Annotated in this window: 20 protein-coding genes; 9 read left to right on the top strand and 11 right to left on the bottom strand. The window is 60.6% G+C overall.

Annotation, left to right across the window (positions count from 1 at the left end):
* Nucleotides 1–63: 63 nt before the first annotated feature.
* On the bottom strand, nucleotides 64–1,419 hold the full coding sequence (gene rimO / locus GEI7407_RS15205; protein ID WP_015173090.1) for a 30S ribosomal protein S12 methylthiotransferase RimO: 1,356 nt from the start codon (nucleotides 1,417–1,419) through the stop codon (nucleotides 64–66).
* A gap of 491 nt (nucleotides 1,420–1,910) precedes the next feature.
* On the opposite strand from rimO, the gene btpA reads away from it, so the two are divergent.
* The 4 genes from btpA (at nucleotide 1,911) to GEI7407_RS15185 (ending at nucleotide 6,637) form a co-directional block, all read left to right on the top strand.
* On the top strand, nucleotides 1,911–2,768 hold the full coding sequence (gene btpA / locus GEI7407_RS15200) for a photosystem I biogenesis protein BtpA (RefSeq protein WP_041268488.1): 858 nt from the start codon (nucleotides 1,911–1,913) through the stop codon (nucleotides 2,766–2,768).
* Nucleotides 2,769–2,897: 129 nt separating this feature from the next.
* Nucleotides 2,898–3,821, top strand: coding sequence for a vitamin K epoxide reductase family protein (locus GEI7407_RS15195; protein WP_015173088.1), 924 nt, complete (start codon nucleotides 2,898–2,900; stop codon nucleotides 3,819–3,821).
* A gap of 253 nt (nucleotides 3,822–4,074) precedes the next feature.
* Nucleotides 4,075–4,251 (top strand): hypothetical protein, encoded by a 177-nt coding sequence (locus GEI7407_RS21450; protein WP_190274147.1) that lies wholly within the window; start codon nucleotides 4,075–4,077, stop codon nucleotides 4,249–4,251.
* A 187-nt stretch (nucleotides 4,252–4,438) separates the two neighbouring features.
* Nucleotides 4,439–6,637: a CHASE2 domain-containing protein gene (locus tag GEI7407_RS15185; protein WP_015173087.1), complete on the top strand. Its 2,199-nt coding sequence runs from the start codon at nucleotides 4,439–4,441 to the stop codon at nucleotides 6,635–6,637.
* Here the strand turns inward: GEI7407_RS15185 and mfd are convergent.
* The 5 genes from mfd to GEI7407_RS15160 all read right to left on the bottom strand — a co-directional run bounded on the left by mfd (nucleotide 6,629) and on the right by GEI7407_RS15160 (nucleotide 14,484).
* The gene (gene mfd / locus GEI7407_RS15180; RefSeq protein ID WP_015173086.1) at nucleotides 6,629–10,108 is read right to left on the bottom strand and encodes a transcription-repair coupling factor; all 3,480 of its coding nucleotides are present in this window, start codon (nucleotides 10,106–10,108) and stop codon (nucleotides 6,629–6,631) included. The genes GEI7407_RS15185 and mfd overlap by 9 nt on opposite strands.
* Nucleotides 10,109–10,328: 220 nt before the next feature.
* The gene (locus tag GEI7407_RS15175; protein WP_015173085.1) at nucleotides 10,329–11,402 is read right to left on the bottom strand and encodes an acyl-CoA dehydrogenase family protein; all 1,074 of its coding nucleotides are present in this window, start codon (nucleotides 11,400–11,402) and stop codon (nucleotides 10,329–10,331) included.
* 15 nt (nucleotides 11,403–11,417) lie between these two features.
* Nucleotides 11,418–12,008, bottom strand: coding sequence for a protoporphyrinogen oxidase HemJ (gene hemJ / locus GEI7407_RS15170; RefSeq protein ID WP_015173084.1), 591 nt, complete (start codon nucleotides 12,006–12,008; stop codon nucleotides 11,418–11,420).
* Nucleotides 12,009–12,215: 207 nt separating this feature from the next.
* Nucleotides 12,216–12,416 carry a DUF2811 domain-containing protein gene (locus tag GEI7407_RS15165; RefSeq protein WP_015173083.1) on the bottom strand — a complete coding sequence of 67 codons (201 nt, stop codon included), beginning with the start codon at nucleotides 12,414–12,416 and terminating at the stop codon, nucleotides 12,216–12,218.
* 538 nt (nucleotides 12,417–12,954) lie between these two features.
* A complete protein-coding gene (locus GEI7407_RS15160; RefSeq protein WP_015173082.1) occupies nucleotides 12,955–14,484 on the bottom strand; it encodes a cryptochrome/photolyase family protein in 1,530 nt (509 codons plus the stop codon).
* A 329-nt stretch (nucleotides 14,485–14,813) separates the two neighbouring features.
* Between GEI7407_RS15160 and GEI7407_RS15155 the strand changes: the two genes are divergently transcribed.
* Nucleotides 14,814–15,290 (top strand): hypothetical protein, encoded by a 477-nt coding sequence (locus GEI7407_RS15155; protein ID WP_015173081.1) that lies wholly within the window; start codon nucleotides 14,814–14,816, stop codon nucleotides 15,288–15,290.
* Here the strand turns inward: GEI7407_RS15155 and GEI7407_RS15150 are convergent.
* From GEI7407_RS15150 to rsmA, 3 genes are read right to left on the bottom strand one after another with little or no spacing between them, the layout of a single operon-like run.
* Nucleotides 15,287–15,613: a DUF3082 domain-containing protein gene (locus GEI7407_RS15150; RefSeq protein WP_015173080.1), complete on the bottom strand. Its 327-nt coding sequence runs from the start codon at nucleotides 15,611–15,613 to the stop codon at nucleotides 15,287–15,289. The genes GEI7407_RS15155 and GEI7407_RS15150 overlap by 4 nt on opposite strands.
* A gap of 46 nt (nucleotides 15,614–15,659) precedes the next feature.
* Nucleotides 15,660–16,607 carry a 4-(cytidine 5'-diphospho)-2-C-methyl-D-erythritol kinase gene (ispE, locus tag GEI7407_RS15145; RefSeq protein ID WP_015173079.1) on the bottom strand — a complete coding sequence of 316 codons (948 nt, stop codon included), beginning with the start codon at nucleotides 16,605–16,607 and terminating at the stop codon, nucleotides 15,660–15,662.
* A complete protein-coding gene (gene rsmA, locus GEI7407_RS15140) occupies nucleotides 16,589–17,422 on the bottom strand; it encodes a 16S rRNA (adenine(1518)-N(6)/adenine(1519)-N(6))-dimethyltransferase RsmA (protein ID WP_015173078.1) in 834 nt (277 codons plus the stop codon). Before rsmA ends, ispE begins: the two co-directional genes overlap by 19 nt.
* Nucleotides 17,423–17,662: 240 nt before the next feature.
* Between rsmA and GEI7407_RS15135 the strand changes: the two genes are divergently transcribed.
* The 4 genes from GEI7407_RS15135 to GEI7407_RS15120 all read left to right on the top strand — a co-directional run bounded on the left by GEI7407_RS15135 (nucleotide 17,663) and on the right by GEI7407_RS15120 (nucleotide 22,225).
* Nucleotides 17,663–18,085: a hypothetical protein gene (locus tag GEI7407_RS15135; protein ID WP_015173077.1), complete on the top strand. Its 423-nt coding sequence runs from the start codon at nucleotides 17,663–17,665 to the stop codon at nucleotides 18,083–18,085.
* Between the two features lie 33 nt (nucleotides 18,086–18,118).
* Nucleotides 18,119–20,137 (top strand): single-stranded-DNA-specific exonuclease RecJ, encoded by a 2,019-nt coding sequence (gene recJ, locus GEI7407_RS15130; RefSeq protein ID WP_015173076.1) that lies wholly within the window; start codon nucleotides 18,119–18,121, stop codon nucleotides 20,135–20,137.
* Between the two features lie 263 nt (nucleotides 20,138–20,400).
* Complete coding sequence (locus tag GEI7407_RS15125) at nucleotides 20,401–21,093, top strand: PEP-CTERM sorting domain-containing protein (protein WP_015173075.1); 693 nt, start codon at nucleotides 20,401–20,403, stop codon at nucleotides 21,091–21,093.
* A 304-nt stretch (nucleotides 21,094–21,397) separates the two neighbouring features.
* A complete protein-coding gene (locus GEI7407_RS15120) occupies nucleotides 21,398–22,225 on the top strand; it encodes a DUF1194 domain-containing protein (protein WP_015173074.1) in 828 nt (275 codons plus the stop codon).
* A gap of 10 nt (nucleotides 22,226–22,235) precedes the next feature.
* On the opposite strand, the gene rfbB is transcribed toward GEI7407_RS15120, so the two are convergent.
* Both rfbB and GEI7407_RS15110 read right to left on the bottom strand, forming a co-directional pair.
* Complete coding sequence (gene rfbB / locus GEI7407_RS15115; protein ID WP_015173073.1) at nucleotides 22,236–23,312, bottom strand: dTDP-glucose 4,6-dehydratase; 1,077 nt, start codon at nucleotides 23,310–23,312, stop codon at nucleotides 22,236–22,238.
* On the bottom strand, nucleotides 23,309–24,346 hold the full coding sequence (locus GEI7407_RS15110; protein ID WP_015173072.1) for a bifunctional heptose 7-phosphate kinase/heptose 1-phosphate adenyltransferase: 1,038 nt from the start codon (nucleotides 24,344–24,346) through the stop codon (nucleotides 23,309–23,311). Before GEI7407_RS15110 ends, rfbB begins: the two co-directional genes overlap by 4 nt.
* Between the last annotated feature and the right edge of the window lie 30 nt (nucleotides 24,347–24,376).

Raw genomic sequence — 24,376 nt, 5'->3', positions numbered from 1 at the left:
ACTGGTGATGTGTCTGCATGGGACCCAGTCCGATCGGGTTCTCAGAACCCAAACTTAGCCGTATCAGCGTGCTGCCAGTTGGGGCTGCTGTAAGCAGTCAGCCGCCGTTGCGATCGAACCATAGAGGTCATAGGCATCAGCATCTTCGATTCTGACCGGCACGAGGGACGCCAAAGTCGCATTCCCTCGGATGTAGATCAATCCATCCACTTCGGGGGCAAATCGAGCAGAACGCCCAATCAGCTCACCTGTTTCAGGATTCTCTTGCTCAATGAGCACATCCACAACCTTGCCAATTTCTGCCCGGTTTCGCTCTAGAGAGATAGGCTGCTGCAAAGACATCAGGGCATCTCGCCGCGCGTCCATGACAGATTGCTCAAGCGGGTTGGGCAGGTCGTAGGCCGGAGTTCCTTCTTCGGGGGAAAAAGTGAAGACTCCAACGTGGTCGAAGCGATGGCGATCGACGAAAGCCATCAGGTGCTCAAAGTGTTCATCGGTTTCTCCGGGGAAGCCCACGATAAAGGTGGTCCGGAGCACAGCGTCGGGCAACGATTCCCGCAGGCGCTCGATGATGCCGTCGTTGACGCGTCCCTGCCAGGGACGGTTCATTGCTCGCAGGATGTCGGGATGCGAGTGCTGAAGCGGCAAATCAAGATAGGGCAAGACGTTGGGAGTCTCCTTCATGGCCTGAATGACCTTAGGAGTGAGCCCGGTGGGATAGGCGTAGTGCATGCGAATCCAGGGCACGTCGACCTTGCCAAGGGCGCGCAGCAGCTCATCGAGCTTGGGTTCGCCGTACAGATCTAGGCCGTAGTTGGTGGTGATTTGCGAGATCAATATGATCTCTTGCACCCCTTCGGCGGCGAGCTGCTCGGCTTCGGCGACGATGGACTCGATGGAGCGCGATCGCTGGTTGCCCCGCAGGTGGGGGATGATGCAGAAGGCGCAGCGATAGTCGCAGCCTTCGGCAACCCGAAGATAGGCACTACCTTCAGCTGTAGTCCGATAGCGGGGAACGTTTTCGTCGGCGATGTACGTTGGATTGCTAGAAATTTGTTTAACGCGCTCTCCGGTTTCAGCGCGCTGGATGACATCGACGATTTTGTTGTAGTCGCCAGTTCCGACGACGGCGACGGCCTCGGGCAGTTCCTCGAGCAGCTGCTCTTGGAAGTGCTGGGCCATGCAGCCAGTGATAACGATGCGCTTGTTAGACTCTGCAAGCTCTACCAGGGTGCGCACCGACTCTTCGCGAGCTGCCTGAATGAAGCTACAGGTGTTAACTATAACGTAGTCTGCAAGTTCTTCGTTAGAATCGACTTCGTAACCGGCTTGAACCAGTAGTCCCAGCATGTGTTCGGTGTCGATGCGATTCTTTTCACAGCCAAGGTGAGAGACAGCAATTGTCGGTTTACTTCCCATGAAGCTCCAAAATCAGAAGGTGAAAGGCGTCAAACGGAGATAGAGCTCTGACGAGCCGCAGCGATCTTTCCGATGACGGTCTTTTTTCTGACTCGTGTAAACACAATCGGAAACGCCGCTTGGTGAGGCAGCTGCTGCCGATGGTTACCGTCAACTGCGATCGCACTCTGAAGTACCTTCGCCATCCTATCGCATAACGCGCAATCGCAACATAACTACACAAAAAAACTTTTGCCCGGGCTGCGCGGGGATCGCTGGGGAAGCCATCTGAGCATTATGGCGATCGCCTCTGCCAGACTTTTGCAGGACCATTTCTTGCTAAAGTACTCAGTATGCGGGCAGTTTGCTAAATCTTTCGGCAAAGCTGCCTGGTGGTCTCAACCAAAGCCCCAGTCCTGTGGAGCTAAGCTGTGGGTCCAAACCTCACAGCTCCGGCGACCCACTCAACCCAAAATCCTGGATCCAGACTAGAGAGTCCGAGTTGTAAGCGCGTGGACTTAAGACGTATTTTCAAAACCCCTAACCCGGTCATTGGCGTTGTGCATTTGGCCCCGCTCCCGACCTCTCCTCGATGGGGAGAAGATCTGAGAGTTGTGCTAGATCGCGCGGAGCGGGAGGCAACGGCCCTAGCCGCAGGGGGAGTCGATGGCATTATTGTTGAAAATTTTTTTGATGCGCCTTTTGCCAAGAGCCAGGTAGACCCGGCAGTGGTGAGCGCCATGAGCCTGATTGTGAGTCGGCTCATGCATATGGTGACGGTGCCGATCGGAATCAATGTTCTGCGCAATGATGCGCGCAGCGCCATGGCGATCGCAACCTGTGTGCGGGCTCACTTCATTCGCGTCAATGTGTTGACGGGAGTCATGGCTACCGATCAGGGCCTTATCGAGGGCCAAGCTCACGAGCTGCTGCGCTATCGGCGCGAGCTAGGCAGCGATGTCAAGATTTTTGCTGATGTGCTGGTCAAGCACGCTCGCCCTCTGGGTTCGCCCAACCTAACGACGGCGGTCCAAGAAACCATTGAGCGCGGCTTGGCCGACGGGGTGATTTTGTCGGGATGGGCGACGGGGCGGCCTCCCTCCCAAGAGGATCTGGAACTGGCAAAGGCTGCGGCAGGCAGCACGCCGGTGTTTATTGGCAGCGGCGCGAACTGGGAAAACATTGGCACGCTGATGCAGGCCGCCGATGGCGTCATTGTCTCGAGCTCCCTCAAGCGCCATGGCCGCATCGAGGAACCGATCGATCCGATTCGAGTCAGTCGGTTTGTAGAGGCGATGCGCCGCAGCTTGTCGAGCTCGGATGCTCGTCAGACGATGCCTTCGGCTAAGCTGCAATCTTCGGAGGTCTAGGGAAGGTGGGCGATCGCCTTCCAAGATCAGCGCCATGTTGCAGAATAAAGTCAGTCCACTGACTTCTGAATTTGACCGTTGAAGTGCTTGTTTGTGCTGTTGTTTGTGCTCCTGAATTTGTGAGGGCCTATGACCCGTCGTCGCGCTACACCCCCCTGGATTCATCGATGGTCGCGCCCGATTATGGGGGCGATCGCTGTTGCGGGTGCGATTGGCACCGGCTATCTGACGATTGTGAAGCTGACCGGCGGCACGGCGGCTTGCCCCACCGAAGGCTGTGAGCGGGTCCTCTCAAGCCCCTACGCCACCGTTTTTGGGTTGCCCCTGACCCTCTTTGGCTTCTTGGCTTACTTCAGCATGGCGGTTTTCGCCTTGGCCCCCCTGGCCATCAGCGAGACTGCTCGCAAAGAACTGCGCTCCCAGGTGGAAAACTGGACCTGGTGGCTGCTGTTCTTTGGTGCGACGTCCATGATGATCTTCAGCGGCTACTTGATGTATCTGCTGGCCTTCGAGATCAAAACGGTCTGTTTTTACTGCGTCGGCTCAGCCTTATTCTCGCTGGCGCTGTTTGTGTTGACCTTGTTGGGCCGGAGCTGGCCTGACCTGGGACAGCTGGCATTTACGGGGGTCATTGTGGGCATGGTGGCCCTGATCGGCACCCTCGGTCTGTATGCCAACGCCACGGGATCGGCGCCCAATGGCGGCGCAACGGTGGAGGCTGGGGCGCCCCCGCCAGCGACAACGACTTCTGGACCTGCTGAAATTGCCCTAGCGGAGCACCTGACCCAGATTGGTGCGAAGGAGTACGGGGCCTACTGGTGCCCGCACTGCTTCGATCAAAAGCAGCTCTTTGGCGCCGAGGCGTCCAAAAAGCTGAACTATGTTGAGTGCGACCCTGAGGGACAAAATTCCCAGACGTCAGCGTGTCAGGCAGCGGGCATCCAGGGCTACCCGACTTGGGAAATTAAGGGTGAGCTCTATTCTGGAACCCAAAGCCTGGAGACTTTGGCGGAGATCTCGGGCTACACGGGACCCCGAGACTTCAAAAACTAGCGGGATCTGAGGCGATCGCGCCCATACTCGCTGAAACGGTGTGGTTGTCAGAACCGCACCGTTTTTTGTTGCTCAGAAGCCCAAAAAGCGGCGATCGCCCGGTTTGAGATGAAATTCTCTTTCTGTGGGGGGATGCCAACTTGACCTTCCCTCGGGAGTGTGATCTAGATCCCTGCCCATAGGCTGGATAGGTCACGCAGTGCCTGGGGGCAGCGTGTCATAACAGAAACTATCCCCGCTGGATGTGACTGCTATGGCTTCGACATTCCCTACCCCCTGGTCTTTGTTGCTGCACGCGATCGCTGCCACGGCTGCCGTCACCTTGCTTGCCAGCGATCTGACGCAATGGGTGCCCGTGTCACCGATTCCTTCTGCAAATGGCAGTTTGGTCGCCCCCCTCGATTCGCGATCGCCCCTCTCCTCGCCGTAATCTTTTCGCCCACTTGCCCTCTCCTGGAGACCCTTGAGAACCATTGCCATCTTCAGGAGATCCCTTGGGTACCCTAAGAAAGCGAGGGTGCCAATTTCTGTTTGCTGAGGCCAATCAGCTTCGCCTGCTGAAGCCGCCACCAAACTTCCGTCGTCCTGACTCTCTCCCTTGACGCATCACTATCCAGATGGGCAAGCGTTTGAATAATCGTTGGCTAGAGTTTGCGCAGCCGCTCTGGAGCAAACGCCGAATTATTTTGACGGCCTTGGGGGCCTCCAGCTTTGTCATTGCCCTGCGGTTCGGGGGCCTGCTGCAGTCCTTTGAATGGTCTTTGCTGGACCAGTATTTTCGGCTGCGCCCTCAGCATGCGCCAGACTCCCGCGTTTTGATCGTCGAGATCAATGAAGCGGACCTGCGCTATGCCGAGCGGTGGCCCATTCCTGACGATACGATGGCAGCCCTCCTGCGACGCCTCGGCGAGCTACAGCCGCGAGTGATCGGTCTGGATATTTATCGAGATTTACCGGTGGAGCCGGGGCACGAAGAGATAAAAGCCGTTTTTCGCGAAGTGCCCAACATTATTGGCATTGAGCGCATTCAAGATCAGCAGAATTCAGGGGTCCTAGGCCCTCCCGGACTGGTGGCGACCAAGCAGGTGGGCTTCAATAATTTGTTTATTGACCCAGACGGGACGGTCCGCCGGATGCTGCTGTACTGGCGTACCGAGGACGGTGTGACTCACCGCAGCTTTGCGCTCAAGCTGGTGCAGGGCTATTTGGCGTCGGAGGATGTCTCGCTGCGGCCGGTGGAGGGCGATCGCGACGCGCTGCGGCTTGGCCAAGCGACGCTGCGCCGGTTTGGGCCAAATGACGGTGGCTACGTCCGCGCAGACAATGGCGGCTATCAGCTGCTGGCCAATTTCCAAAATCCTCGCCAAGGCTTTGAGCGGGTCAGTATGACGGCGGTGCTCAAGGGAGAGGTCAAACCTGAGCAGGTCCGCGATCGCGTTGTGCTGATCGGCTCGACGGCCATTAGTATTCGCGACTTTTTCTATACGCCCTACAGCGGGGGCGATCGCAACTCCGCCAAGCCCGTGGCCGGAGTCGAGCTTCACGCCAACTTTGTCAGCCAGCTCCTGAGCGCGGCCCTCCAGGGACGTCCCCTGATGCGCGTGATCCCTGACTGGCTAGAGTACCTCTGGATTTTTGCGTGGGCCTGTCTAGGCTCTAGTCTGTGCTGGCAGTTTCGCAAGCCCTGGCAATCTGCGGGGACCATTCTTTTGGCGATGCTCCTTCTGACCGGCACGGGGTTTGTCTTATTTTTGGTGGGCTGGTGGATTCCGGTGGTGCCGACGGGCTTGGCGCTGATGGGCTCGGCGGCGGGCATCACCAGCTACCTGGCCCACCTCGAAGAGGAGCTCAAGCGCTCCAAAGAGTTTTTGCAGGGGGTCATCAACACGATTCCGGACCCCATTTTTGTCAAAGATCAGTCTCATCGCTGGATTGTCCTCAATGAGGCCTTTTCGCGGTTTTTGGGACATCCTTTGAGCCTTTTGCTCGAGCGCAGCGATTATGAATTTTTTCCGCCGGATGAGGCTGCGGTTTTCCAGGCGCAAGACGACTGGGTCTTTAGCTGCGGTAAGGAGCAGGAAACCGAAGAGAAGTTCACCGATGTCCAGGGGGTAACCCACCTGATTGCCACCAAGCGATCGCTCCATCGGGACGCCGCTGGCAACGTTTTTTTGGTGGGGGTGATTCGAGATATCACCGAGCGCAAGCGCATGGAAGAGGAGCTCAAGCAGACGGCAGCGGAGCTGGTGCGCTCCAACGCTGAGCTGAAAACCTCAGAAAATCACCTGCGCTACCTGGCTCACCACGATGTCTTGACGGGCCTGCCCAATCGTCAGCTGTTTGTGGAGCGCCTAGAGCAGGCCCTCGACTGGGCCCGCAACAACCATCAGCTGGTAGCGCTGCTGTACCTCGACCTCGACGGCTTCAAAGAAATTAACGATACCGAAGGTCACGATGCGGGGGATCTGGTCCTAAAGACCGTCGCCCGCCGCCTCACGCGCTGTCTGCGAGGCAGTGACACCGTCGCTCGCCTAGGGGGAGATGAGTTCACGGTGATTTTGCCAGCGATCCCTGAGCGCCAAATCGCGGCGCGGGTCGCCGACAAGATCCTGTCAACCCTCTCGGAACCCCTGACGGTGAATGAAAAAGCGGTGGTGGTAACCACGAGTATCGGCATCAGCACGTTCCCGTCCAACGCCGAAGACATCGAGGTCCTGATCAAACACGCGGACATTGCCATGTACGAGGCCAAGGAAATTGGCAAGAACTGCTACAAGTTCTCCGAGGCGGTCCGCGCAGTCGAGAACCTAAGCTAGAGCCGGTTCGGGAATAGCGCCCTCCATGCGCTCGAGCCAATTAATCAGGCTTTCGAGCTGCTGGTCGGCTTTGAGAGCTCCCAGGCCGCGGACGGTGACTTTGCTGGAGGAATAGACAAAGCGGCTGTGGAGATGGCTAGGCAGGTTGCCGCGCAGCAGGTTCCACGCCGGTTCTTCCATGGGCGTTTCTAGGACGACGTGCTGGGTCCCCTCGGGCTTGATGCGAGTGAAGCCGAGCTTTTTGGCGATTTGCTTGAGGGTCATGACGCGCAGGAGCTGCTGGGTTGCGTGGGGCATGGGGCCGTAGCGATCGCTCCAGTCGGCGGCGATCTGGGTCAGCTCGTGGCGATCGCCCGCCGTAGCCACCGCTCGATAGGCGCTCATCTTCTGATCCAGGTCGGGAATGTAGTCAGCGGGAATAAAGGCCGTCAGATTGAGATCGATCTGGGTATCGTCCACCTGCGGGATTTCCTGACCCCGGATTTCGCGGATCGCCTCTTCCAGCATCTCCATATAGAGATCGAAGCCGATGGCGTCCATCTGACCCGACTGCTCAGCTCCCAGCAGATTGCCTACGCCCCGGATCTCCATATCGCGCACGGCTAGCTGATAGCCCGAGCCCAACTGGGTGAATTCCTGAATGGCGCGCAACCGCTTGCGGGCGTCCTCCGAGAGCTGGCTCTGCTGGGGGTAAAACATCCAGGCGTGGGCCTGAATGCCCGCTCGCCCCACCCGGCCGCGCAGTTGGTAAAGCTGGGAGAGGCCAAAGCGCTGGGCGTCCTCGATCAAAATCGTGTTGACCCGGGGAATATCCAGGCCGGACTCGATGATCGTGGTACACACCAAAATTTCGGCCTCGCCATTGCTGAAGGTGAGCATGGTCGCTTCTAGCTCGCCTTCTTGCATCTGGCCGTGGGCGATCGCAATCCGCGCGCTCGGCACCATTTCCCGCAGGCGGCCCGCCAGCTCCTCAATGCCGTCCACCCGCGGCACCACATAAAATACCTGCCCGCCCCGATCGATTTCCTGACAAATCGCGGTGCGCACCGTTTCCATATCCAGGGGCGCCAGGTGGGTCTTGATAGGGCGGCGCGAGGGCGGCGGCGTCGTGATCAGGCTCATTTCCCGCACCCCCGACAGGGCCATGTACAGGGTGCGAGGAATCGGCGTGGCGCTGAGGGTCAAAACATCTACCTGGGTTTTGAGGCTCTTGATTTTTTCCTTTTGATTCACCCCGAAGCGCTGCTCCTCGTCAATCACCAAGAGGCCCAGCTCCTTGAACTGCACCCCTTTGCCCAGGAGCTGGTGGGTGCCCACCACAATGTCCAGTTCGCCCGTCGCCAAGCGCTGCTGGATGTCGCGGCGTTCCTGGGCGGTGCGGAAGCGGTTCAGCAAGCCGATCTGGATTGGGTAAGGGGCAAAGCGCTCCTTGAGGGTGTGGTAGTGCTGCTGGGTGAGGATGGTGGTCGGGGCCAAAAAGGCCACCTGTTTGCCGGCGGTCACGGCCTTGAAGATGGCGCGGATGGCGACCTCGGTCTTGCCGAAGCCGACGTCCCCGCAGACGAGGCGGTCCATGGGGCGATCGCTCTCCATGTCGCGCTTGACGTCCTGGGTCGCCTTGAGCTGATCGGGGGTCGGCTGGTAGGGGAAGGAGTCCTCCATTTCTTCTTGCCAGGGCATATCCAGCGGGAAAGAAAATCCCTGCTGCTGGGCCCGCTGCGCGTAGAGCTGGAGCAAATCCACGGCCACTTTTTTGACGGCCTTGCGCACTTTGCTCTTGGTGCGCTCCCAGGCCTTGCCGGTCATCTTGTTCAGCTCGGGCTTGCCGCCGCCCGTCGCCCGAAATCGGGACAGGCTGCCCACCTGGTCCGCCGCCACCCGCAGCAGGCCGTCGGCGTACTGAAGCACCAGATATTCGCGGGTTTCGCCGTTGACCGTCAGGCTCTCGAGCTTCAGAAAGCGGCCAATGCCGTGGTTGCGGTGGACGACGTAGTCCCCGGGCTGCAGCTTGTTGGGGTCGACTTGCTTGGAGGCGGCGCGGCGGCGCTTGCGGACGTAGCTGGGGGTGGCGAGGGTGTGCTGACCAAAAAATTCGCGATCGGTGACGACCACCAGCCGGAAGGTCGGCAGAATGAAGCCCTCCAGCTCCGCCAAGCCCGAATACTTCACCGCGACGGGGGTGTGCTGGGTTTGCAGCTTGTCGATGGCGGGGTAGTCCCGCGGGTTGGGGACGAACTGGGCCGGGCAGTCGTGCTCTTGGAGCAGGGCGACCGAGCGCGATGGCTGGGCAGACACCAGCCAGACCGAAAAGCCGCGATCGCGCTCTTGGCGCAGGGTCTCGGCCAGCTTGGCGAACTGGTGCGCAATGGCGGGGACGGGACGGCTGGCCAAGTTGAGGCCCTGCTTTTCTTCGGCCAGCTCAGAGAGCATCAGGCGCGCAAAGGGCTCTGCGGCCTGGAGGGACGCCTCGGGCGATCGGTGAATGGGCCGCAGGCCGGACTGGCTGAGGCGCTGCCAGTGGTCTTCGACATGCTCAAACCAGCGATCGCCGTGGGCGCGGCACTGCTCCGGCTCATCGATGGCCACCAGCGTATCGCTGGGCAGGTAGTCCAGCAGCGAGGCGGGCGCGTCGAAGGCGATCCCCAGGAAGCGGCGGCTGCCTTCCAGACGCGCTTCGGTGTCGAACTGCTCCTGTTCGGTGGGGCTGAGCAGGCTGCTGAGGTCAAGGCTGCGATCGCCCAGGGCCTCGCTGACGATCGGGCTAAAGCCCGTGGGCGTCAAAATCAGCTGGGAGACGCGATCGAGCGATCGCTGGCTGCCCGGATCAAATTCGCGAATTTTCTCTAGCTCGTCGCCGAAGAGCTCCAGCCGCACCGGCAGCTCCGACGCGACGGGAAACACATCGATGATGTCCCCGCGCTGGCTCCACTGGCCTTCGGTTTCTACCATGGAGACCTTCTCGTAGCCCAGGCGGGCCAGGGTTTGGCCCAGACTGCGCAGGTTGAGCTCGTCGCCCTGGGTCAGGTGCAGGCAAAAGGGCGCAAAGGCTTCTCGGGGCGGTAAGTGGGGCTGGAGGGCGCGCTCCGTGGCGACGATCGCCAGGGGCGGCGCGGCTTTGTCGGCGATCGCCCGCAGCTTCACTAGGTCCGCTAGCACCTGCATCTGGCCCCAGGTCATCTCCGACTCGGGGTCAAAGGGCTCGTAGGGCGACGCCTCGGAGGTGGGATAAAAATGCACCGTTTGCCAGCCCATGGCCTCGAGCTGGGCGGTCCAGCGTCCGGCCTCTTCCAGGGTGGCCGTCACTACCAGGAGCGATCGCCCTTGGCTCTGGGCCAGGGCCGACGCCACCAAGCCCTTGGGCAGCCGAGCGATCCCGTTTAGGTGGAGCGCCTGCTGCTGCGTGAGCTTTTGGAGCAGTTCGCTGGTGAGGGGCGATCGCCCCAGAGCACGAACAATGGAAGAAAAGGCCATAGGGTTTGCCGGACTGACAGCGTGAGCAAAAAGAAGTTCAACCGGAGAAGGTCGCGCACTATTGACCCTGCACCGCTTTTCCCATCTTATCGAGCGCAGCCGAAGCCCTGGGATCTGGCATCGCCGGCCCTGAGACAAAATGGGCGCGGGATCTCCTCTCGTCGCAGCCGAATTCTAACCAAATTAGGCAAAATTGAGCAGCTTAGAGCAAGTAAGCGCATTACAGGGCCGCGTCCCCAGCCTGGGTCAGCCGCTGGAGCGTTGCCTCCCGGATCGCCGCCGTCTGGCCGGACACGCTAAAGACGATCGCCTCGCGATAAATTCTCTGGGCGTCGTGGCTCCGGTGATTGGCGGCTCCGCCCGCCGCCACGACGCCTGCCTGGGCGCAGCGGAATGCCAGCTCTGTGGCCCAGGCCCGCAGCCGCAGCTGATCTTCCCAAGGGCTGCTGCCGGTCTCGAGGGCGACGCGAATTGCCTGACAGCAGCGATCGCGCTCTTGGGCCAGAGCTTCGGCCACGGACGCCAAAGCGGCTTCGTCACGGCGCTGGGCCATCTTCACCACCTGATCAATGCCCGCCTGGGCGCACCCCAGGGCCAGCGAGGTCCCCTTGAGGGCGTTGCGCCGATCATTCTCGTGGATCCAGTCCCCCGGCTGGTGGCATACTACGCGAGCGGCGGGCACAAACCACTGGCGCAAGCTGGCTGAGACGGTCTGGGTCGATTGCAGGGCCGTGAGCAGCATCGGCCCCTGAAACGTCATTTCTCCGCTGGTGCTGCTGCGCAGTTCTCGAAACGGGATCAGCCCGAAAACCGAGTCTCCTGAGGGCAGCACCGCCGCCACCAGCCAGTCGTGAAAGCAGCCGTAGCCCGTGGCCCAGGGGACGCTGCCCGTGAACTCGTAGCCTCCCTCCACGGCGATCGCCTTGAGCGGCGGTTCGGGATGCCGCAGATGGGAAAAGCCGATCCCCAGCAGCCGCTGACCGGACGGGATCAGCGGTAAATAGGTCTCCTTGAGCCGATCGTTGGGGCTCTGGGCCAGCAGGGCCGCTGCGCTCTGGTGCTGGGTCTGCAAAAAAGCCAAGGCCCCCGAGTAGCGGGCGATCGCCGCTTGAAACTGCCAGTACTGCCACCCGTCGAGGCCGCCACCCCCCGCCGCCACCGGCACCCGCAGCGCCAGCCAGCCGCGATCGCCAAGACCCCGCAGCGCCCGCCAGAGGGCCGAAGGGTCTTGGTCTAGGACGATCCCTTGGGGGGCGATCGCCGTTTTTAGGTAGCTCTCAACCTCAGCCAGCAAAGCGCTAGGACATCTCTAGACAGATTCTGCGGGAGTTTGAGACGCGATCGCCTCGGCGCGACGCTTCTCCTCATTGCGGCGGCGAATCTTGGCGTAGAGCTGGATCGACGCCGCCATGGACACCACCAGCGCCACCATCACCCACACGCTAGCGCTGGTCGGGAAACTATTTTTGAACACGGCCAACATCACGATCGCCACCAGCAGCAGGGTCGGCGCCTCATTGAGCGCCCGCAGCTTCCCGCTGCTCAGGCGACAGGTCCCTTTTTCTAGCTGCTTGAGAATCCGGGCGCAGTAGTGGTGATAGCCCAGCAGCAGCACCACAAACCCCAGCTTCACGTGCAGCCACCAGTCGTGGAGCACTTCGGGTTCCGTCGTCAGCAGCCCGATCGCCATCGCCACCGCCACCAGCATCCCCGGCGTCGTGATGATGTTGTACAAGCGCTTCTCCATCAGGAGATACTGGCTCTGCAAAATGCCTCGCGCTGGCTCAGGCTGTTCTTCGGCCTCCACGTGGTAGATGAACAGGCGCACCAGGTAAAACAGGCCCGCAAACCACACCACCACACCGACAATGTGAAACGCCTTAAACCAGAAATAAGCCATATATTAAAAGCCTTTTGCCAGCTTAGAACTCAACCGCTTTTCACCATACCCCATCCCCCGAAGCTTGGGTTCACAGAACCCGCAAGTGTAACGCCCTCGTAACACACCCATCAAAAACCCCCGCCGAGTTTTCGGCGGGGGCAGGCTTTTCACAAGCGGGGGCTCAAGGCGCAGGCTCGGTCTTTCTCGCATCCTGCGCCATAGGCTCTAGGCCGCGTGCTTGAAGAGCGTGTCGAGATAGACCCGCGCAGCCCGGCGATCGCAGTCGCCGTTTTGCAGCAGGAACAGCGACAGCGCCGCCGTGAAAACGCGGTCCTGGTCCCAGTCGGGATGGGCTTCCAGATAGCCTTTGAGGGTTTCGTGCAACTCTTCGGGGATTTCGGCCAAGATGCTGACTGTAGCGTTCATAGGAACCTTTACTCCTTGGAACAACGGGATAACTTCGATCGCAACGCGAAAAATAGGAAAATTTGACAAGCCAAAACGACGCTCCGCGCTGTCTGCAATCCGCCGGGTGGGAATGTGTCGCAACAGGCACTGTCAACCCGTCTACCCAGCGTAGAAACGAGGGTCTAGCGAAGCGTTATGAATGTGTCGGTCGCACCATTGTGCGGTATCAGGGGGGAGGGTTGTCAATGCTGCGAAATGTTGCGATCGCCTTCCGATTAAAAAAAGGTTTACGAAAGAATCAGGGTTTCAGCCGCCGTTTATTTATCTTCGTTTACAACAATTTTCCTGGTTTTGAGCCGCCCCAAACTTTGATCGAAATCCCCAGGACAGGGCACAAACGCTGATGGCTTCGTGGCGGCCTGTGGAAAACCTCGGCCAACCTGTGGAAAAGATCCCCCTCTTCTGTGGAAAAGCTGTGGAATCTTTGGGGAAAACGCGCCGCGAAAACAAAGAATTGCAAAGTGTCCCCAAACTGACCCAAAAACTGGCTGATTGCTCAACTTTTGGCTTCTGGCGCGTGGCGATCGCGCCAAGCTTGGGCCAATGACTGGATTTCCTGGGCCTCCGCTTCGTCCATCCGCTTGAGATTTCCCAGGATCAGACTCATGCGGCCCTGGGACGCCAGCTTCTCCCGGTGACGCAGCAAAAAGTCCCAGTAGAAAAAATTAAACGGACAGGCTCCCTGACCCGTGCGCGCCTTGGCATTGTAGGTGCACTGGCCGCAATAGTCGCTCATGCGGCCCACATAGTTGGCAGAAGCGGCGTAGGGCTTGGACGCCAGCCGACCGCCATCCGCAAACAGACCCATGCCCAGCACGTTGGTCTGCATCACCCAGTCGTAGGCATCAATAAAAACCGCGTGAAACCACTGCTCCACCGCCTGGGGATCAAGGCCTGCGATCAAGGCAAAGTTTCCCAAGATCATCAGGCGCTGAATGTGATGGGCGTAGCCCGTGCGCGCCACCTGGTCGAGGGTCTGGCGCAGACAGTTGAGGTCCGTCTTCCCCGTCCAGAAAAACTCCGGGAGCGCGGCCCTGTGCCCGAACCAGTTGCTGTTGGCGTAGTCCGCGCCCAAGAAGCGGTAGAGCCCCCGCATGTACTCCCGCCAGCCCATCACCTGACGAATGAACCCTTCGACGTGATTGAGGGCTAGATTGCGCTGCTGGTGGGCCGTCTCGACTGCCTCGATCACCTCGCGAGGCTCGAGAAGCCCCAGATTGAGGTAGGGCGACAGCAGGCCGTGCCACAGGGTGTCCTGGCCGGTCACCATGGCATCCTGATAGGTCCCAAAATTTGGTAGCCGGTGCTCCACAAAGTCTTGCAGGACCTCCAGGGCCTGGTCCCGGGTCACGGCCCATCGAAACGGCTCTAGGTGGCCGTAGGCCGAGGCCGAATCTGCTGTCAGCGTACGGACTTGCGCTAGGACTTCCTGGGTGATGGCGTCAGGCTCAAACCACAGCGGGGCAGGGGGCTGTAGCCCTTGTTTGGGCGGTTTGCGGTTGTCCTTGTCGAAGTTCCACTGGCCCCCGGCTGGCTGGTCTCCGGTCATCAGGATGCCGAAGCGCTTGCGACCCTCCCGATAAAAGTCCTCCATGAGCAAGCGCTTGCGGCCGGTGGCCCAGGTGCGAAAGTCCTCCTCGGACCACAAAAAGTGGTTGTTGGGCCAGATCTTGAGATCGCAGGGCAGCTCCAGCGTTTCGAGCAGGTCCTGAAAGGGGCGATCGCACGGCGCCATGACCCACACCTCCCGCAGGTTGTGAGCCTGGATCCACTGGACCAGCGGCGTCTGGAAGTCAGGGGCCGTTTCGTAGGTCACAGGCCACTGCTGCTGCCGCAGCGTCTCGGCAAAGTGGCGCATGGCCGACCAGACCAGGACCAGCTTTTGGCGGTGGTAGGGGCGCGCCTGGGCGTGGTTGAGGGACTCGATCAGCAGGACGGGGGTGTCAGCCGCCTGGGAGCGCCGCTGAGCAAGGGCGCTCTGGTTGAGGGAGAGCTGGTCACCGAGAACCCAAATTCCAATGGTCATGGGGCAGGACGAAGCCGCAAAGGGCCGCTAGGCAAGGGGCTTCCTGATTTTAAAGGGTGTTGTTGGTCTGCTGAGGAAGCGTGTCCGTAATATTGCGTGTCCTCGCTGTAGTGATCAAGAGCGCTTTGTCCGGGAAAGCAACGGTACGATCGCGGAAATATCGCTGAAGTTTGACGGTGCTCGAGCTTTAAATAACTAGATCGCGGCTCCCGCATCAGGCCGCGTCTCGGGCGATCGCGCCCAGCGCCACAGCGTCTCCCAAGTGCTTTCTGGGTCCTCGCTGCGCCTAGTCCCCAGGCTCCTTAAATTCCTATTGAGGTTTTTTGACCATGATTCACCACATCTCGATTGCGGTCCGCGATCCCCAGCACGTTGCCGAGGTCTTGGCAGAGCTCTGGCAGGGCCAGGTGGCACCGTTTCCGCCCAATCCGGGCAGCTATGTAGTCCTGTCGCTCGATCGCCATGGCACCATGATCGAGGTCTATCCCTTCGGAACCGAAATGTTGCCTGGAGAGGATCAGGCTTCGTTCGTGACAGTGCCGTCTGCGTCGCCCTACTCGGCGACCCATGCGGCGGTGTCAGTGCCGGTGAGCCGTGAAGACATCGAGCGAATTGCGGCGCGCGAGGGCTGGCGGGCCTTGGCCTGTAACCGAGATGGCTTGTTCAGTCTGGTGGAGCTGTGGATCGAGAACCACCTGCTCATGGAGCTGCTGCCGCCGGACTGCGCCGAGGAGTATCTCCGGTTTATGCAGCCGGAGTCTCTGGCGGCCTTTTTCAACCGCGATCGCGAGCTGGCACCGGTCTAGGACTGGGAAGGGGGCTCTGGGCGCTGGCGGACCTTTTGGATGAAGGTCTGCACGCTCAGGGCCGTCAGCCCCAGGGCCGCAAAGCCAAAAATGCCGCTCCCGAGGGCGCACATGCCGATGACGAGGGTCCGCACCGCTGAGGCAATTCTCTGGGCGGTGTAGTTGTCTGAGTGGAGCGGGTGGCTGGCGAAATTCGCCGCGATGCCGCCGGTGACTTTGTACATCAAGAGGGCGATCGTGCCTGCAATCAAGGCGCTGGTCAGGCACTGCAACACGCCGGGGGGCGCATTGGTTTCGGGGGGCTGGGGAGAAAGGTTGCTCATAGCAAAACACCGAGAAATAAAAGGAAATCAGCGGGCGATCGCGCGGCTACTCGGTCACCTGGATGCCGTGGCTGCAAAAGCGCGTCACCCAAAGCTCGAGATCGGGGTCGGCGATCGCCTGACGCGTCGCCTCTCGCACCGCCTCCGCTGACGCTTCGGACGCCGTCAGCGCAAACACCGTCGGCCCCGAACCGGACATCATCGCTCCCAAGACTTCGGGGTGGCTCCCTAGGACCTCCCGCAGGTGCTGCACCTGGGGATGGGCCGGCAGCACCACCCGCTCCAGATCGTTATAGAGAAGCGGCCCGATCTGGGTGCTGTGGCCGCCCGCGATCGCCTTGACCAGGGGGCCAGAGTGGACCCTGTGCCAGCGCTCCTGGAGCGCCGCAGGCCCAGACACGTACTGGTCGCCAAACTCGCGGCGGTAGGTGCCGTAGGCCCAGGCGGTGGACACAGACAGGCTGCGATATTTCCCCAGCACGACGTACAGGGGCGCAGGATTGAGCAGCTCAGAGAGCTGCTCGCCCCGACCGGTCGCCAGAGCGGTGCCGCCCCCAATGCAAAAGGGCACATCGGAGCCCAGCTTGGCCCCCAGGTCTTGCAGCTCGATTTGGGTCAGGCCCAGATCCCACAGCAGATCGAGCCCCACGAGGACGGCGGCGGCGTTGCTGGAACCTCCCGCTAGGCCCGCAGCCACCGGAATGCGCTTGTCGATGGTGATTTCGACGCCGCCGCGCTGGGCCATGGCGTCAGGAAACTGCTGCACCATCAGCTCGGCGGCCCGATAGGCCAGGTTGGTGCGATCGGTGGGGACTTGGGGATGGTTGCAGCGCAGGCGAATTTCGTCGGTGCTCAGCGATCGCAGGTACACAAAGTCCGAGAGCTCGATGCCCTGGAGAATCATGGCCAGCTCGTGGTAGCCATCGGGGCGATCGCCAATGATTTCCAGATAGAGATTGACTTTGGCGGGAGCTTTTAGGGCGTAGGCGCGCATGGTGTCGTTAGCGAGTTACTGAGCATGACCCACTGCTCAACGCTGAGGTCTTCTGCGCGGGCCTGCGGGTTCACCTCTAATTTTTCCAGCAAGTGGGACAAGCGATCGCGGTCGATCACGCTTTTTAGGTTATTGCGCAGCATTTTGCGCTTGGTGGCAAAGCCGAGCTTGACCAGGGTTTCAAATTGTCGGGGATTGTCGACCACGGCGGGGAAGGGGCGGGGTCGCAGACACACCACCGCCGACTCCACCTTGGGCGGCGGGAAAAAGGCGTGGGGCGGCACCGCGCAGACCCATTCGCACTCGGCCAGGTACTGGACCCGGACCGACAGCGCCCCAAAGGCCCGCGATCCGGGCTTGGCGCACAGCCGGTCGGCCACTTCTTTTTGGATCAGCAGGACAATGCGCTCGAAGGGCTGGGGATTGGGTGCGCCGATGGTGCCCAGGAGGCGCTCGAGGATGGGGCCGGTGATGTAGTAGGGAATGTTGGCGACGACTTTGCGAGGATTCTGGAAGGCGGGAAAGTCATTGAGAATGGCCTGCCAGTTCAGCTCCAAAAAGTCGCCCTGGAGCAAAAGAAAATTGGGCCGGTTGCCTAGTTTTTGGGCGAGGGCGCGGCACAGATCGGTGTCAATCTCGATGGCCAGCAGGGCTTCGGCGGCTTCCAGAAGCGATCGCGTCAAGACCCCCTGCCCTGGCCCAATTTCCAAAACGCGATCGCCCGCGCTTAGATCGGCAGCGGCCACGATTCGCTGCAATACCTTTTCGCTGCGCAGCCAGTGCTGACCAAATCGTTTGCGGGGATGGGGTGCCATGGAACGGTTGAAAATCCTGGAAAACAGCGCCCTCAAAATTGGCGCCGGGTGTCTTTGCCATTGTCCCCCGGATGGCGATGGCGGAAAAGCCTACCTGGGGCGATCGCCCCTCAAAGCCCCAGAGCCGCATCAAAGGATAGATAAGTATCAAGCAGGCGAAAATTTTGGGGCAAATCGGGGTGTAATAGGAGGGCGAGATCCCGCATGCATCGATTGGCGTTCCTGAGGAGGATAGGGACCATGGCGAAACCCTGGCAAAAGGTACTGCTGGCAGTGGCACTGGTGGGGGGTGTCTGGGGCGTGAGCCCGGCGATCGCGGGGACCTGCGCCTCGAACTGCGGACCCAAGCCGCTGCAATTTATCCCCGGTCAGCAAGTAAAGTTACAAATCATCAATCGGACCGCCAGCATTATCGAAATTCAGAAGGTCTACGGCACGGACCCCGTGGCCCTGCGGCCGGGCCAGGAAATCACGATTGATCAGTGGGGCGGCACCGCACCCAATATTTCGCTGCTGTTTTGGGATGTGACGGGGCTCCCCCTCAAGGTCCTGACCCAAAAGCCCGATGACGGCACTCTGCGCCTCGAACTGCGCCCGGGCGGGCGGCCGCCGGGCGATCGCTCGGTATATATTCTCAACGATGGACGAGTAGCGGTGTACTAAGATTGGCGAGTCTTGTTGTGACGAAGCCAGCCTGTGATCGATTTGTCTGCTCCTACATCCGCCAGTCGCTCGTCCTTTCCGGCCCAGCGCTGGCACATCGCCCCCGCCCGACCCCCAGAGGCGGCTCAGATCGCCCAGGTGGCGGGCCTTTCGCCGATTCTGGGTCAGGTGCTGCTCAATCGCGGCATCGAGACCCCCGAGGCGGCGCGCAGCTTCCTCAACCCTGAGAAGCTGGTCTTGCCATCGCCGCTAGAGGAGTTTCCGGATTTGGCGGCGAGTGTCGAGCTGCTGGCCGAGGCGATCGCCCAGGGCCGCAAGATCGCGATTTGTGGCGACTACGACGCCGATGGCATGACCAGTACGGCCCTCTTGCTGCGATCGCTGCGGCAGCTCGGCGCCCGGGTGGACTACGCCATCCCCAGCCGCATGCAGGAAGGCTACGGCATCAACGAGCGCATCGTCGAAGAATTTCACCAAGAAGGGGTGGGCCTGGTGCTCACGGTCGATAACGGCATTGCCGCCGTCAAGCCGATCGCCCGCGCTCGGGAGCTGGGCCTCGATGTGATCATCACCGATCACCACGACTTGCCCCCCGAGCTACCCCCCGCGAACGCCATCTTGAACCCCAAGCTGCTGCCCACCACCTCGCCCTACTGGGGCGTGGCGGGCGTGGGCGTGGCCTATATTTTGGCGGTGTCCCTGGCCCAGCAGTCTGGGCAGCTCCAGGATTTGGTCAATCCTTTGCTGGAGCTGTTTACCCTGGGGACTATCGCGGACCTGGCGCCCCTCACCGGCGTCAATCGGCGCTGGGTCAAGCGGGGGCTGCGCTTGCTGCCCCAGTCTCGCATTCCGGGCATTCAGGCCCTGATCCAGGTGGCGGGCCTAGCGGCCAGCGACAACCAGTCCCTCAAGCCCGAGGACATCGGTTTTCGGCTGGGGCCACGGATCAATGCGGTGGGCCGCATCGGCGATCCCCAGACCGTGATCGAGATGCTGACCACCGATGAGTGGGAGGTGGCTCTAGAGCGGGCGACCCAGTGTGAGCACATTAACCAGCAGCGGCAGCAGCTCTGTAGCGAAATCGAGCAGGAGGCGATCGCCTGGTGCGAAACCGAAGGGCCTGACCTCAGCGAAACGCGCGTGCTCGTGGTGGTCCAGCCGGACTGGCACCACGGCGTGATCGGCATCGTGGCCTCCCGGCTGGTGGAGCGCTACGGCGTGCCGGTGTTCATTGGCACCTACGAAGACGAGGAGCGCCAGCACATTCGCGGCTCTGCCCGCAGCATTCCGGAGTTTCACGTCTTTGAGGCGCTGGAGTTTGCCAAAGATTTGCTGATCAAGCACGGAGGGCACCGAGCTGCTGGGGGCTTTTCTCTGGCGGCTGAGAATTTGGAAGCGCTGCAAGCGCGCCTGAGCCAGTTTGCTCACCAGTGCCTGGAGCCGGAGTACCTGAAGCCGCTGGTGACCGTGGATGCGGAGGCCCATTTGCAGGATCTCACAGCGGACCTCTACGCCGAAGTGGACGCTCTGCACCCGTGCGGTATGGAGAATCCCGATCCGGTGTTTTGGTCGGAGGCGGTGGAGGTGCTGGAGCAGCGCACGGTCGGCAAGGACCAGATCCACCTCAAGCTGACGCTCCGCCAGCGATCGCCCGATGGCCAAGCGGCAATGTTGCAGGCGATCGCCTGGCGCTGGGGCTGCTACTATCCGCTGCCGAGCTGCCTAGATGTGGCCTACCGCCTGCGCGAAAACGTCTGGAATGGCAACACCACCATTGAGCTGGAGCTGCTGGGGGTGCGGCTGCCTGCTGAGCGATCGCTGGTTTCCTTTGTCCACGGCGATCGCGACTATCGCTGTTTTCTCCAAAGGCGATCGCACCAGCAGTGGCTCACCATCGAGAACCCCGACGGCTCCTCCCTCACCATCCAGCAGGGACAGCGGATTGGGCGTTTGCGCAGCCCGACCGGCATCAGCAAAGACGTTAATGTGTCCCAGGCCCAGTGGTACACCCTGATCAAAGCGGCGGTGCAGGCGCTCCAGGCGTCGCCCTAAGGTTTGTAAATGGTCAAATTTGCGTATTTACCCGTAAAAATCGCTTTGGCTTAACAAAAAAATAACTAAAAACCTCTCCAAATACAGAAATCCACGGTTGTATTGATCGATTTTTAGGCGAGGCGGGTAGATTTAAAATGCAAGAACGTAAATTGCCCCTATCGATACCCGCGATCGCCCGGTTTAGCTCCAGAGGGCTCAAATTTCTAGGACTGCCGGCGCCTCGCTGACCGATTCTCGTTCACCCCAAGCATTTAGACTCCATGACTTTCAAGCGCAACTTGGCATCCCTTGGCCTAGTCGCTGGCAGCTTGCTGGCGATCGCCTCCCCAGGACAGGCGGCCTCCCTCACCTCGGACGTTTTTGGCAGCGGCGGCATTTCCTTCGATCAGGACACCACCCTTGCCTTTGACTTCCTTGAGTCTCGGGGCAAATACCGCTCGAACTTTGGCGTCTACGTCGAAGAAGGGGGCGATCGCTCCCTCGTCGAGACCCTCTTTTCGGAAGTCGGCGCGGGCTACGACCCCGGCAGCACCGACGCCAGCAACGACTGGCTGGGAACCTGCGGCGTCACCGTCCTCGACTGCGCCGCGAATTTCACCTTCCGGGCGGGCCAGACCTACTTTTTTGGCCTGACCGGCGCCAATGGCACCGTCTTCTCCGACGGCCTCTCGACGGTCTTCCGCTACGCCTCCGACGGCAGCTACACCTACAACACCCAAGGCCCTAACTGGATCCAAAACAATCCGGGCGTAACCCCCGATCGCAAGACGGTGGCCGTCGGCTCCCAAGAAGTCCTGGTGGCGATCAACGACTCCTACGAAGCGGATGTCGACGTCAACGACTTCATTGTGAAGGCCTCTCCCGTCGAGCGGGTGCCCGAACCCTCGGCCCTGGCGGGACTGGCGATCGCCGCCAGCGCTTGGGCGTTCTCCCGCCGCCGCGCCTTTTCCTAGCGTTGTCTGCAAGCAGGTGCTTCAGGAGGCTTCGGCCTCCTTTTTTTGTGCCGTTTTGTCTGGCTGTATCCTTGGTGAGCCTCAGCACCTGGACTTCTAAAAAGCTTCTCCAGGCTCACGCCCTTGAATGAGTAACAAACCTTTCGCAAGATTATTGCGAAAGGTTCGAGAAAATACGTAAATTTTGTGAGAATTTATGAAATAAATGCGCAATTATGCTTCTTTTTTAACCTACAACCCTTATTATTCTCCTTGAATTTACTGAGTTAAGCCTCGAAAAGCCTCCTCTAGTAAGGAAGATCACATGTTTCATCAACGGTCGCGCTTGGAAATCTTGCCGGGCTTGGTTGCGATCGCCGCCTGTGGCGTGACAATCGGTGCTCAGCGTCCTGCATCCGCAGCAACGCTTGTGCCCGTAAATGTCGAGCTTTCTTTGCTAGTGGATGTTTCTCCCAGCATCAACGGCGAAGAATATCAGCGACAAATGACAGGCTACGGGGATGCTTTCCGGCAGCTGTCTGCCGAGTTCGGTGCTGGCACCCTCGGGACTGTTGCCGTGAATTTGATTCAGTGGTCCGGCCCAGCCAATCAGCAGCAGTCGATTCCCTGGACCCTGCTGAATAGTCCAGAGAGCGCCCTCCAGTTCGCAGACGCTATTTTGGCCTTGCGCAGACCCACGGGCTTTTTTGGAACCGATCCCGGCGCTGCGATCGAGTTCGCGACGCCGTTGTTCAGCAGCAACGCCTACGATGGGCAGCGCTGGGTAATCGATGTTTCGGGAGACGGCGTTGGGGACACCAGAGGCGCGCGCTTGGCAAGAGATAATGCTCTAGCCGCAGGGGTCTCAGCCATTAATGGGCTGCCCATCGTGCCCCTGCCCACTCGGCCCAATCAGCCTCAATCGGGCCTAGAGAGGTGGTACCAAGACAATCTGCAAGGCGGGGAGGGATCTTTTATTTTGGCGGCCAGAGGCTTTGAGGATGTTGGGGTGGCCATGGAGCAAAAGCTTCGTCGAGAGCTGACCACCCTACCCCCTCAACCGCCCTCCGAGACAGTGCCCGAACCTTCCGTGCTGCTGGGACTGGGCCTGTTGGCGGGGGGTCTCGGTCTTCAGCGCCGCTCTCGGGCGTGAGTAGCGAGCCTCAGGCGGTTTCGCTGTAGACCTTGGCGTAGTAGGCCTGATACTCCGGCGACAGGAGGGGCTGCCACCACTCGCGGTGGCTGAGGTACCACTGGACCGTTTTCTGGAGACCTTCGCTGACCGTGACCTGGGGCTCCCAGCCCAGCTCGGTCCGGATCTTGGTGGCGTTGATGGCGTAGCGGCGATCGTGGCCGGGACGATCCTTCACGAAGGTGATCAGCTGACGGCTGGGCTTGATGGGAAGGTCGGGTGCCAGCTCATCCATCAGATCGCACAGCATTTCCACCAGCTCAAGGTTCTTGACCTCGTTGTTGCCGCCGACATTGTAGGTTTCCCCTGGCTGACCCCGCTGGATCACCACATCCAGCGCCTGACAGTGGTCCTCGACGTAGAGCCAGTCCCGGACGTTTTGGCCGTCGCCGTAGACCGGCAAAGCCTTGCCCATCAAGATGTTGATGCACATCAGGGGAATCAGCTTTTCGGGGAAGTGGTAGGGGCCGTAGTTGTTGGAGCAGTTGGTGATCAGGGTGGGCAGGCCGTAGGTGTGGAAGTAGGCTCGGGCCAGGTGATCGCTGCCAGCCTTGGAAGCGGAGTAGGGGCTGTTGGGGGCGTAGGGCGTGGTCTCGCTAAAGGCTGGGTCGGTGGGGCTGAGGCTGCCGTAAACTTCGTCGGTGGAGACGTGGAGAAAGCGAAAGTGCTCAGGCTGCTGCTGGGCCAGCCAGTGCTGCCGGAAGGCTTCGAGGAGGGTGAAGCTGCCGACGACATTGGTGCGAATGAAGGCGTCGGGACCGAGGATGGAGCGATCGACGTGGGACTCAGCAGCCAGGTGAGCGACGGTGTCGATGGCCTCTTCGCGCAACAGCTGATCGATCAAGGGGCGATCGCAAATGTCTCCCGCCACAAAGCGAAACTGGGGATGGCTCTCTAGGCTAGCCAGATTGGCCCGGTTGCCTGCGTAGGTGAGGGCATCGAGCACCACGACGCGATCGCCCGGATGCTGGCGACACCAGTGATGCACAAAGTTGGAGCCAATAAAGCCAGCGCCGCCCGTAATCAAAATGCGTCGAGATTGGGTCACGTCTGAGAACTCTCCTCAAGCAAGGTTTCTAGCGCCGCCTTCAGGGCGGCTGGGGTGGTGGTCGCGGTACCAAACTGCCGAACTACAATACTAGCGGCAAGGTTTCCCAGCACCGCCGCCTCCCAAAAAGACCCGCCCTGGCAGAGGGTGAGGGTAAGGGCGGCGGCCACCGTATCGCCAGCCCCCGTCACGTCAAAGACCTCGGTGCGGTTGAAGGCGGGAATGTGCTCTTCGCTGCCGTCGCGGCCAAACAGGGTCATTCCCTCTTCGCCCCGCGTGATCAAAATGTATTTTGCCTGGGTTTGCCGCAGCAGATCGCGACCGGCCTGGCTCAGCTGCTCAGGGGACTCGATGGCGTAGCCCACGGCCCGCTCGGCTTCGGGGAGGTTGGGCGTAAAGATGGTGGCCCCCGCGTAGCGCCCTAGGTTGACCTGGGTATCGACGATGACGCGGGAGTGGTGCAGCGTGGCCTCAATGATCAAAGGGGTGAGGGTGCCGTCGCCGTAGTCCGAGCACACCACTGCGTCTACGCTTTCTCGGTGCTGGTGAATGTAGTCCACGATCTGCGCCTGGAGAGCCGGTGCTGGCAGATCGTCAGATTTGCGATCGACGCGAACGATTTGCTGGGTGACGGACTGGCGGGCGTGGCCGGAGATGCGAGTTTTGGTGACGGTGGGGCGATCGCTCTCGACCAGGATGCCGCGGGTGTCGATGCGGGCCGCCTCAAAAATCTGCCGGAGCGATCGCCCTTGGGCGTCGTCCCCCACCAGACCCACGGCCTTGACCTGGGCTCCCAGCATCGCCAGGTTGTACACCGCGTTGGCGCCGCCGCCGGGCACCTGGCGCGTCTCCTCATGCCGCAAGATCAGCACCGGAGCCTCCCGAGATACGCGCTCCACCTGCCCAGTCAAGAACTCATCCACCGTCAGGTCCCCGACCACCAGCACCTGAGCCTGACCAAACCCGTCAAGCAGGTCCATGAGCCGGTCAGCGGCGTTTCTCAGTCGCGTCGAAAATGCTGCATCGATTCCCATGACTCCATTCGGGCGATCGCCCCGCCAATC

This window comes from Geitlerinema sp. PCC 7407 (genome assembly GCF_000317045.1).
Classification (GTDB): Bacteria; Cyanobacteriota; Cyanobacteriia; order PCC-7407; family PCC-7407; genus PCC-7407.
The sequence above is the reverse complement of the archived record's forward strand: the minus strand, read 5'-3'. Positions and strand labels throughout refer to the sequence as shown.

Excerpts from the sequence above, each read along its gene's own strand:
- rimO (WP_015173090.1), bottom strand. The coding sequence starts at position 1,419 with ATGGGAAGTAAACCGACAATTGCTGTCTCTCACCTTGGCTGTGAAAAG.
- GEI7407_RS15195 (WP_015173088.1), top strand. The coding sequence starts at position 2,898 with ATGACCCGTCGTCGCGCTACACCCCCCTGGATTCATCGATGGTCGCGC.
- GEI7407_RS21450 (WP_190274147.1), top strand. The coding sequence starts at position 4,075 with ATGGCTTCGACATTCCCTACCCCCTGGTCTTTGTTGCTGCACGCGATC.
- GEI7407_RS15185 (WP_015173087.1), top strand. The coding sequence starts at position 4,439 with ATGGGCAAGCGTTTGAATAATCGTTGGCTAGAGTTTGCGCAGCCGCTC.
- mfd (WP_015173086.1), bottom strand. The coding sequence starts at position 10,108 with ATGGCCTTTTCTTCCATTGTTCGTGCTCTGGGGCGATCGCCCCTCACC.
- hemJ (WP_015173084.1), bottom strand. The coding sequence starts at position 12,008 with ATGGCTTATTTCTGGTTTAAGGCGTTTCACATTGTCGGTGTGGTGGTG.
- GEI7407_RS15165 (WP_015173083.1), bottom strand. The coding sequence starts at position 12,416 with ATGAACGCTACAGTCAGCATCTTGGCCGAAATCCCCGAAGAGTTGCAC.
- GEI7407_RS15160 (WP_015173082.1), bottom strand. The coding sequence starts at position 14,484 with ATGACCATTGGAATTTGGGTTCTCGGTGACCAGCTCTCCCTCAACCAG.
- GEI7407_RS15155 (WP_015173081.1), top strand. The coding sequence starts at position 14,814 with ATGATTCACCACATCTCGATTGCGGTCCGCGATCCCCAGCACGTTGCC.
- GEI7407_RS15150 (WP_015173080.1), bottom strand. The coding sequence starts at position 15,613 with ATGAGCAACCTTTCTCCCCAGCCCCCCGAAACCAATGCGCCCCCCGGC.
- ispE (WP_015173079.1), bottom strand. The coding sequence starts at position 16,607 with ATGCGCGCCTACGCCCTAAAAGCTCCCGCCAAAGTCAATCTCTATCTG.
- rsmA (WP_015173078.1), bottom strand. The coding sequence starts at position 17,422 with ATGGCACCCCATCCCCGCAAACGATTTGGTCAGCACTGGCTGCGCAGC.
- GEI7407_RS15135 (WP_015173077.1), top strand. The coding sequence starts at position 17,663 with ATGGCGAAACCCTGGCAAAAGGTACTGCTGGCAGTGGCACTGGTGGGG.
- GEI7407_RS15125 (WP_015173075.1), top strand. The coding sequence starts at position 20,401 with ATGACTTTCAAGCGCAACTTGGCATCCCTTGGCCTAGTCGCTGGCAGC.
- GEI7407_RS15120 (WP_015173074.1), top strand. The coding sequence starts at position 21,398 with ATGTTTCATCAACGGTCGCGCTTGGAAATCTTGCCGGGCTTGGTTGCG.
- GEI7407_RS15110 (WP_015173072.1), bottom strand. The coding sequence starts at position 24,346 with ATGGGAATCGATGCAGCATTTTCGACGCGACTGAGAAACGCCGCTGAC.